Annotated in this window: 9 protein-coding genes; 5 read left to right on the top strand and 4 right to left on the bottom strand. The window is 45.0% G+C overall.

Features of this window, described 5'->3' with window-relative positions; all coding sequences use genetic code 11:
• Positions 1–325: 325 nt before the first annotated feature.
• Complete coding sequence (locus QUB33_RS17755) at positions 326–532, bottom strand: hypothetical protein (protein ID WP_333352041.1); 207 nt, start codon at positions 530–532, stop codon at positions 326–328.
• Positions 533–536: 4 nt separating this feature from the next.
• Positions 537–956, bottom strand: coding sequence for a GIY-YIG nuclease family protein (locus QUB33_RS17750; protein ID WP_333104206.1), 420 nt, complete (start codon positions 954–956; stop codon positions 537–539).
• Between the two features lie 315 nt (positions 957–1271).
• Here QUB33_RS17750 and QUB33_RS17745 point away from each other — a divergent pair, with 315 nt between their 5' ends.
• From QUB33_RS17745 to QUB33_RS17725, 5 genes are all read left to right on the top strand, one after another.
• Positions 1272–3356 carry a WD40 repeat domain-containing protein gene (locus tag QUB33_RS17745; RefSeq protein WP_333352039.1) on the top strand — a complete coding sequence of 695 codons (2085 nt, stop codon included), beginning with the start codon at positions 1272–1274 and terminating at the stop codon, positions 3354–3356.
• Positions 3357–3461: 105 nt separating this feature from the next.
• Positions 3462–3881 carry a DUF2281 domain-containing protein gene (locus QUB33_RS17740; RefSeq protein ID WP_333352037.1) on the top strand — a complete coding sequence of 140 codons (420 nt, stop codon included), beginning with the start codon at positions 3462–3464 and terminating at the stop codon, positions 3879–3881.
• Positions 3856–3993, top strand: coding sequence for a hypothetical protein (locus QUB33_RS17735; RefSeq protein WP_333352035.1), 138 nt, complete (start codon positions 3856–3858; stop codon positions 3991–3993). The genes QUB33_RS17740 and QUB33_RS17735 overlap by 26 nt, the downstream gene beginning before the upstream one ends.
• A gap of 183 nt (positions 3994–4176) precedes the next feature.
• Entirely contained in the window at positions 4177–5322 is a 1146-nt protein-coding gene (locus QUB33_RS17730; protein WP_333352032.1) for an iron-containing alcohol dehydrogenase family protein, read from the top strand.
• A 99-nt stretch (positions 5323–5421) separates the two neighbouring features.
• The gene (locus QUB33_RS17725) at positions 5422–6606 is read left to right on the top strand and encodes an aspartate aminotransferase (protein WP_333352030.1); all 1185 of its coding nucleotides are present in this window, start codon (positions 5422–5424) and stop codon (positions 6604–6606) included.
• Between the two features lie 167 nt (positions 6607–6773).
• Here the strand turns inward: QUB33_RS17725 and QUB33_RS17720 are convergent, their stop codons facing one another.
• Both QUB33_RS17720 and dapF read right to left on the bottom strand, forming a co-directional pair.
• On the bottom strand, positions 6774–7916 hold the full coding sequence (locus QUB33_RS17720) for a hypothetical protein (protein ID WP_333352028.1): 1143 nt from the start codon (positions 7914–7916) through the stop codon (positions 6774–6776).
• 236 nt (positions 7917–8152) lie between these two features.
• Complete coding sequence (gene dapF / locus QUB33_RS17715) at positions 8153–8995, bottom strand: diaminopimelate epimerase (protein WP_333352026.1); 843 nt, start codon at positions 8993–8995, stop codon at positions 8153–8155.
• Positions 8996–9118: the final 123 nt, after the last annotated feature.

Here is a 9118-nt window from a genome sequence, read left to right as displayed (position 1 = left end):
GAGACATACAGCAGATTGCACATTAATTATTCTCTTAGTATCCCTGATTTTGGATCATTTTTTCCTTGGATTACTCTTAGAGAGTTGAACCCGTCCTAGCTCTTCCAAAGCTTTAACAGTTTGTGGCTTTCTCATAGATTGAACTCCAGCAATTAGAGGTGAATAGCTTAATGTTAAACACTGGCAGATAATTTAGAAGCATTGTTGCAGCCAAAAGCAACGTTCCGGTTGAGTGGCTAGACATAACTTTTGCATTACCACCAATATCTTTCGGTAGTCCGCTCGAACCGGGTTGTTAGACCGCCGCGATCGCCACTTGACGCTGTTATTGTCCGCGTCCTGGTTTGCAATCTGCAAAACCTAATGCCTCCGTGTCAAGGAAACTAGCGATCGCCATCTCAATGACTGCTTCGATTGGATATTCAATTTCAGCAGCACGAGCAATTAGGGCAGCACGAATTCGGTCAGGAAAACGTCCTAAAATAACTTCGGCATCAGCGAGGGAAAGTTGCTCTTGAAGTTTGGCTTGCATGGCTTTACATCTCAGTTGGAATTTGGACGTTGTAAGGGGGTTCAGTAGCTCTTAGAATGATGGCTTCTAGCTCCAATAGTAACGCAGGGTTCTGCCAGTGAGAAATTGTCTGTACTGCAATCCGTATGTCTTCATCGCTATATTTATCGAGCCATGCCCACAAAAAAGCTTTGTGCCCACCACTGAAGCGACCTCGTAAGCTCTTGGTTTTACCGATGTAGAGCAATCCATCAGTTCTGTGCCTGATTGCATAAATGCCAGGACGCGCAGGAATGCTCTCAAACCCACGGGTCAAGGGTTGACATTGCTCAAAAGGAATGAAAGCAATCGCGTCTAGAATTCTTCGCGCTTGGATTTGTAGGTCAGAATCATTCGTTGGCATGAAGGCAAGAAGGCTGATTGCACAGAAATCATAATCCCACAAATTCTGTTACAACCATCATCAACTAGGGATGGTTTCCTGCGCGATCGCACAGAGAAGGCGATCGATCCCGAGCTGATTTGAGCCTTGGCCGTGCCTGTGTTTTTCTAGGATATAGGAAAGGGGCGAGCGATCGAGTTTTACCTGCCGATAAAAAATGTAACGTTATTTCCGTAAAAAACCTGGTTTCTGCGTCCAGGAGTATCAATGATGAAATTCAATCTAAAAAGCAACAAGTGCAGAATATCTGGCAACCATCCGAATTATACCTCCTAACATCCTGCTACACTATTAATAACCGCATCCTCACCCACATTTATGCTTCCAACAATCATCGCTGCTATCGCTCCCTACATATCAGGAGTGCTCTCACCCATCGCCAGAAATATCGGCTACAAACTAGGAGAAGCCTTCGGCAATCACTCTCAAAAGTACCGAAATATTCTGATTCCCGCTCCCAATAACTCATCTGATTCGACTGAGATAGAGCGAGCAAAACAGCGTTATTCTCAAGAAATGCTGGAATACGCGAAGGCGAAAGATACCAGAGATCGGGAATTGTTAAAGCTAACAGTAGCACAAACAGCGCGTCGCATTGAGTTGCAGGAACAGGAACAGCAGGATAGAGTAAAGCTGGCAGCCTTGCAGCGGGATTTGATGCGGGAATTGCAAGCAAAGGATATTCAGGTCAAGCTGGCTGAAATTCAAACAATTTGGGATAAAGATACTTGGTTTTCTAAGTTGAATCGAGAGGAAACTAAACAGATTTTACTTCAGCAGCAACATCGCCTCTTAATCTTACTATCACCGCCCAAAATTAGCAAGCAATGCCCGGAAACCTTCTGTGAAGATTTGCCCATTGAAATGAGAAGTGTGGGAGATTTTCTCAGACAGCATTATCCTCAACAGGATGTCTTACGCCCAGTTAAGTTTTATAGCGACTATTTCACTGAGTCGATTGGTGATATTGATGTGGAACGCTTGCAGCGAATTTTATCTCCGGTTCCTACTACAATTTTATATAGCGATATCAGCGATTATGCCGTAACTTTTCGCGTCGGCTTTTGGGGATTCCTGAATAATCAGGAAGTCTCCCTGTTTTCTACCAAAGTTTTTGACTGGGAAGAGGCAAAAGATGCACTTTTAGCATCTGGAGTAAGTGAGAAAAAAGCCCTCCGCATGATTCGGCAGTTGATAGTGGCGATTCACAAGTTACTGGCGGGATTTTTAGCCGATTTGTATTATCTCAATATTGACCCTAGCTATGAACCTCAGTTGTTTAATTTAAAGGATGAATTGGCTGAAGATGGGTTGGCAGAAGAATGGGTGAAACCTTATTTTGATATTCTTGAGGATATTCAGCGGCGACAGCGAGAAGTGTATGAAAAGGAGTTAAACAAGCTGGCTGATGCTGAACTAAAAGCTTTAGAAGAATTCAGGCAGCGAGAAGTGTATGAACAAGAGTTGAAAAAGTTGGCTGAAGCAGAAGCAGCAAAGGTATTCAGGATTAAAGAGCCGAAATGGAGATGTGTACGCACTCTCAAGGGACATTTAGGTTGCGTTACTTCTGTTGCCATCAGCTCGAATGGAGAAACTATTGCAAGTGGCAGTTATGACCGAAAAATAAAACTATGGAATCTGCAAAAGGGATGGGAAATTTTTACTTTTACTGGGCATTCAGACTACGTTACTTCTGTTATTTTTAGCCCGGATGGAGAAACTATTGCAAGTGGCAGTGATGATGAAAGAATTAAAATTTGGAATTTGAAAAATGGACGGGAAATTCTTACTTTTAATGGGCATTCAAAGGGAGTCAACTCTGTGGCTTTCAGCCCGGATGGAGAAACTATTGCAAGTGGCAGTGAAGATGAAAAAATAAAACTGTGGAATCTGAAAAATGGACGGGAAATTCTTACTTTTAATGGGCATTCAAAGGGTGTAAACTCTGTGGCTTTCAGCCCGGATGGAGAAACTATTGCGAGTGGTAGTGAGGACGATATCAAACTGTGGAACATAAAAAATGGACGGGAAGTTTGCACTCTCACTGGGCATTCAGATTGCATTACTTCTGTGGCTTTCAGCCCGAATGGAGAAACCATTGTGAGTGGCAGTGATGACGGAAAAATAAAACTGTGGAATCTAAAAAATGGACGAGAAATTATTACTTTTACTGGTCATTCAAAGTGTGTTAATTCTGTGGCTTTTAGCCCGGATCGAGAAACTATTGCAAGTGGCAGCATGGATAATACTATCAAATTGTGGAATCTGAAAACAGGACAGGAAATTTGTACTCTTGCTCGACATGGACACTGGGTTATTTCTGTCACCTTTAGCCCAGATGGAAACACTCTAGTTAGTGGCAGTTGTGATGAGAGTATCAAGATTTGGCGGTGTGATGCGTGAAGTAAGAGGGCAAGATGAAAATTATGGCGGGATTGGCAAACAGGGAACTACAAAACTTGACGGCGTGAGAAATAAACCGATAAACACTTAGGGAAGGTAATTGAGATGTCAGAAACAATTAATTTTGAGCAAGCAGTGTTAGAGAATCTGCGACAGTTGCCAAGGGAGAAACAACAAGAAGTGCTCGACTTTGCACAATTCCTCGTGCAAAAAACGGAACAAAAAAAGCAGTTACCCAGCGAAAGTTCTGAGTCTAACAGTTCGTCAACAACCGCACCTAGTCTCAAGCTATCACTTAGAGAAATTGCTAGCCTGCCAATAGCAGAACGCCATAAAATACTAGCACCATTTATACCTGCTACAGCCGAAGATTTTTTGACAAATCCTGAATTAACCGAGTTTTCGGTACTCGATGGCGAGGAGTATTTAATTGAGAAATGTTACACTCGCAGCCACGACGCTTTTTTGAAAGGCTACGTACCCGAAGACGAAGGACTTTATGATGACTACAGTACGTTTGTCTAGATTAGATTGTTTGGAAAAGTCTTTGTTGCTAGCGAAAATCGGGCAAATTTCTCAAGCAGATGCAGCAGCAGTGAAACAAGTCTGGGATTTGTACGTTAAGCCTCAACTTTAATCATAATTCGATCGCCCTCAACTCCCCAACTCCCCTCAACTCCCCTCTCCCATCCCCCAACAGCCCAACAATACTTAATAAAAACTTTATAAAACTTACCATTTCTGCATAGATTAGAGTTATCCTAGAAAATCCAGCAATCCTGCAAAGCGTCAACCTTCTCGTCACTTATCCAGTGGTTCGATGACTCAAACCCAAAGCACTAAAACCGCCACCCCAACTGCAATTTATTCCTTGACAATTGCTCCCGCCTGTGTATTGCGGGGTCGATCGGCCCTAGCACAAGCCGGAGATGCGATCGCCCGTTTCGGAAAGCGGCCGCTAATCGTCGGCGGCAGCAACTCCCTCGCCGCCGCCCAATCGTACCTGCAACCAATCCTCGAACAGCAGCAGTTAAAATCGGCCGAAACAGCATACGGCAAGGATTGCAGCGAAACCAGCCTCGAAACCCTCCGCGAAGCAGCCCAAACCCATCAAGCCGACTTCATCATCGGTGTAGGCGGCGGCAAAGCCTTAGACGCAGCCAAACTCGTCGCCTATCAATGCAAAATCCCGATCGTCACAATACCGACATCAGCAGCCACCTGTGCGGCTTGGACAGCCCTTTCTAACATTTATTCAGAACAAGGTGCATTCCAATACGATGTCACATTAGCCAGATGTCCCGACTTATTAATACTCGACTACGGCTTAATTCAAACTGCACCACAGCGGACATTAGTAGCAGGAATTGGAGATGCGATCGCCAAATGGTACGAAGCATCAGTCAGCAGCGGACACTCCGAACAAACCCTGATAATTTCCGCCGTTCAACAAGCTAGAATACTGCGCGATATATTATTCCAAAAATCAGCCGCTGCCCTCAAAGAGCCCGGTAGCGAAACCTGGCAAGAAGTCACAGATGCAGCCGTATTGCTAGCAGGAGTAATCGGCGGAATTGGTGGTGCTCAATGTCGCACCGTCGCCGCCCACGCCGTCCACAACGGCCTAACTCATCTATTAGCAAGTCACGGCACATTGCACGGCGAAAAAGTTGCCTACGGCATTTTAGTACAACTGCGGCTAGAAGAAATGCTGCAAAACAATCAACTCGCTGCTAGCGCCAGACAGCAACTGCTAAAATTCTACGCCGAGATTGGATTACCCCAAACTTTAGACAACCTAGGACTCGGAGACATTACCATCACAGAATTGCAGCGCGCCGCCGACATAGCCTGCAATCCCAATTCCGACATCCACCGACTGCCTTTTAAAGTTGTTCCCCAACAATTAATGGCAGCGATGGTTTCTACCACCGCACCTGTGGGAGAATTAAAGATTAAGAATTAAAACAGTTTGTAGTAAGGACTAAAGTCCTGAAAAGGCTGTGCTAGCAAGGACGAAAGTCCTTACTACAAACCAGGAAAACTGACAACTGACACAAAATAAATGACCTTGGATTGGATTAGCCCTGCTGACAGGTTGCAAAAACTACCGCCCTACGTATTTGCCCGTCTCGACGAACTCAAAGCCCGCGCCCGCGAACAAGGACTCGATTTAATAGACTTAGGAATGGGAAACCCCGACGGTGCCACTCCTCAACCAGTAGTAGAAGCGGCTGTCGCAGCCATCCAAAATCCGGCAAATCACGGCTATCCACCCTTTGAAGGAACTGCCAGTTTCCGCCGTACTATTACTAAATGGTACAGCCGCCGCTACAACGTTGAACTCGATCCAGAAAGCGAAGCATTGCCTTTGTTGGGTTCTAAAGAAGGTTTAGCACATTTTGCGATCGCCTATATCAATCCAGGGGACTTAATATTAGTACCAAGTCCTGCTTATCCCGTATTATTTCGCGGCCCAATCATCGCCGGTGCAAAAGTTCACAACATCATTCTCAAACCAGAAAACGACTGGGTAATTGACTTAGCCGACATTCCCGACAGCGTAGCCGAACAAGCCAAAATCCTCTATTTCAATTATCCTAGTAATCCGACTGGAGCAACAGCACCCCGCGAATTTTACAAAGATATTGTGGCTTTCGCACACAAACATCAAATCTTGCTGGTTCACGACTTGTGTTATGCCGAATTAGCCTTTGACGGCTATCAACCGACAAGTTTATTAGAAATTCCCGGCGGCAAAGAAATCGGTGTCGAATTTCACACCATGTCAAAAACCTACAATATGGCCGGCTGGCGCGTCGGTTTTGTAGTAGGAAATAGCAAAATAATTCAAGGTTTGCGGACATTAAAAACTAACCTAGATTACGGTATATTTTCCGCTTTGCAAACAGCAGCAGAAACAGCCCTGCAATTGCCGGATAGTTACTTGCACGAAGTGCAGAATCGTTACAGGACTCGCCGGGATTTCATGGTTGAAGGATTGGCAGAATTAGGGTGGAATATTCCCAAACCTCTGGCTGCCATGTATCTTTGGGTTCCCTGCACTCCGGGCATGAGTTCGACTGATTTTGCCCTCAATGTTTTGCAGCAAACGGGTGTGGTGGTGACTCCTGGCAATGCTTTTGGGCCGGGCGGCGAAGGATATGTGAGAATTAGTTTAATTGCAGATTGCGATCGACTGGGAGAAGCCCTGCGGCGCATGAAACAAGCAAACATTCGCTATCAATAGTCATTAATTAGTAGTCATTAGTCAGTTGTTATTGGTTATTTGTGGGTTGTTAGTTGTTACTGGTTATTTGTGGGTTGTTAGTTGTTATTGGTTATTTGTTATTTGTTGGCGATCGTAACCAATTATTAACTACCAATGACTACTGACTAATGACTACTGATTAATGACTATAACGTTTTAATTTGCTCAATTACCCAATCAAAAGTTTGTATAACTTGCTTGAGGGCAGATTCGTCTTGCAAAGTAAACAAAGCCAGACTCGGCGACCTTCTCTCACCCGGTTCTATAGGTAGCGACAGACCGATCGAACTCAGTTTACTTCTCAATTCCAGCCAATTTTGTTCCGCATTAAACGGCGGCTGGGAACCGTAATTATCAGCAGAAATCTCCATTCTGGCAGCAATATCTACAGTGAATAACTGATAGGGTTTTCTTCCCCTTTGAGGCAATTGAGCCGTGAAACCACCGTAGGCATCCCCCGTTCCCCAGTGGATTTGAACTTCGGGTTCTTGACTTTTTGCCCACAAGTAAATTGCTTTTGCCATTTGCGCCTCGTCCGCGCCTCGTCTAGCTTTGATTTCCGCAAAAAATGAAGATTCATCCCAGCGCCTTCTTTCGCGGGTTGCGCTGGATTTTTTCTGCTGTGCTTCTGCTGTCTGACCGATCACTCTGGGAACCAGCGTTTTCAAACCGTCTTCACTTACATACTGCTTAATTTCCAGGGCCAAAACTTCAAGCGGGTCCATTTGTTCGTTGAGAAATTCCACAACTCGGCGCATTTCAGCGGAAATCTCGTCAGCTACAAACACTAAGCGAACTTTACCCGCTTGCAAATTAGTTTTAACCTTCTGCCAAAATCTGTCTTCATTAGCATCCGCACCGAGAAACTCTTCAAAAATCTGTTCGGGATCGCGACCCCGATCGCGACAATTAGCTTCAAACAGAGCAATAATTGAATCGACAGGCCAGTAAACCAACGCATTAGCAGCATAGTCGATCGACTGACCCAAAACTTTTTGCCGCAGTTCGGCATTAGGAGTTCGCCGGACATCCACCAAAGTAGGAACTGCATTTTGGTCGAGAAACAAATGATCCAGCGACCACTGCACCGCTGTTTCCTCATCGCTGGGTGCAGCTTCCCGCGAAATTAACAGCCACCTCCGCGCCGTAGCCCGATCGATTTGGTCTCCCGCGATCAAATTAGGATAAGTTACTAGCAAGTCTTGTAACTGGTCTTCCGAGTCGTAGGGCTGTTCCATCATTTCTACCAGCCTGTCGTCGTCCTGAATCAGATAAATACCTCCAGCCATGCCAGCCCACCTACTTAATTTTAGATTTTAGATTTTAGATTTTAGATTTTAGATTTCAGGCTGAGTTATTAGTCTTCAGTCTTCAGTCCGCAGCCAATAACTTCTGAAGGCGGAAGGCATTGGTCAGAATTCAATAAAAATTTTGAATTCAATAATTTTTATTGCTTGTTAATTAAACAAAAAATCCCTTCTGACTAATGACTGATGACTAATAACTAATGACTAATGACTAATGACTAATGACTAATACAACCAGTAAATACTCGCTGTGCCGGCCCGGTCATGTAAATTCGCCCAGAAACTTCTGCCCATTCGATTTCCAAAACGCCGCCGGGGAGTTCAACCGCAGTTGCCCGATCGCACTTCCCTACCAACACCCCAGCTACCACAGCAGCACAAGCACCAGTCCCACAAGCTAGAGTAACACCCGCGCCTCTTTCCCACACCCGCATTTTTACATAGTCCGAACGTACCACTTGAATAAATTCCGTATTGGTACGCTGCGGGAATGCTTTGTTGTGCTCGAATTGAGGCCCGACAGTTTCTAAAGCAACAGCCGAAACATCCTCTACAAAGGTAATGCAGTGAGGATTACCCATGCTGACGCAGGTAACAGACCAAGATTTATCAGCAACTTCGATCGGCACATCTATAACTTTGGCATCCGGTGCAGCCAAACTTGTCGGAATTTCCGCAGCCAGCAGCCGGGGAACCCCCATATCCACCTTCACCTGACCGTCAGATCGCAGTTCCGGGGTAATCACACCAGCCAGAGTGTGGATGCGGTACTGAGTTTTCGCCTCTGACCCTTCCAAATCGGCGATAAACTTAGCCAAAGAGCGAATTCCGTTGCCGCACATTTCCGGTTCCGAACCGTCGGAGTTAAAAATCCGCATCGTATAGTCAGTGTCGTTTTGAGCCGGAAGAGCAAATATCACACCGTCTGCGCCAATCCCGAAATGTCGATCGCACAAATCCACAGCTTGTTCTGGCGTGATCACCGGTTCTGACGAGTGGCGGTTGTCAATCAGAATAAAATCATTTCCCAGTCCGTGATACTTCGCAAACTCGATCGGCATAAAAACAAACCTCTTTTGGTTAAAACTGATTAGATAATTTGATGACCAAATTACCCATTTCCCAGTATTATAAAACTTTCTGCAATTTATAGTCCTTTCTCGTCAAATATAAACAAATATAAT

The sequence above is a fragment of the Microcoleus sp. B3-A4 genome, from assembly GCF_036705385.1.
Classification (GTDB): Bacteria; Cyanobacteriota; Cyanobacteriia; order Cyanobacteriales; family Microcoleaceae; genus Microcoleus.
Note: the sequence above shows the minus strand (reverse complement) of the source record. Positions and strands in the feature narration are given on the sequence as shown.

Coding starts and splice junctions, on each gene's coding strand:
- dapF (WP_333352026.1), bottom strand. CDS start 8,995: ATGCCGATCGAGTTTGCGAAGTATCACGGACTGGGAAATGATTTTATT.
- QUB33_RS17730 (WP_333352032.1), top strand. CDS start 4,177: ATGACTCAAACCCAAAGCACTAAAACCGCCACCCCAACTGCAATTTAT.
- QUB33_RS17755 (WP_333352041.1), bottom strand. CDS start 532: ATGCAAGCCAAACTTCAAGAGCAACTTTCCCTCGCTGATGCCGAAGTT.
- QUB33_RS17725 (WP_333352030.1), top strand. CDS start 5,422: ATGACCTTGGATTGGATTAGCCCTGCTGACAGGTTGCAAAAACTACCG.
- QUB33_RS17735 (WP_333352035.1), top strand. CDS start 3,856: ATGATGACTACAGTACGTTTGTCTAGATTAGATTGTTTGGAAAAGTCT.
- QUB33_RS17745 (WP_333352039.1), top strand. CDS start 1,272: ATGCTTCCAACAATCATCGCTGCTATCGCTCCCTACATATCAGGAGTG.
- QUB33_RS17720 (WP_333352028.1), bottom strand. CDS start 7,916: ATGGCTGGAGGTATTTATCTGATTCAGGACGACGACAGGCTGGTAGAA.
- QUB33_RS17740 (WP_333352037.1), top strand. CDS start 3,462: ATGTCAGAAACAATTAATTTTGAGCAAGCAGTGTTAGAGAATCTGCGA.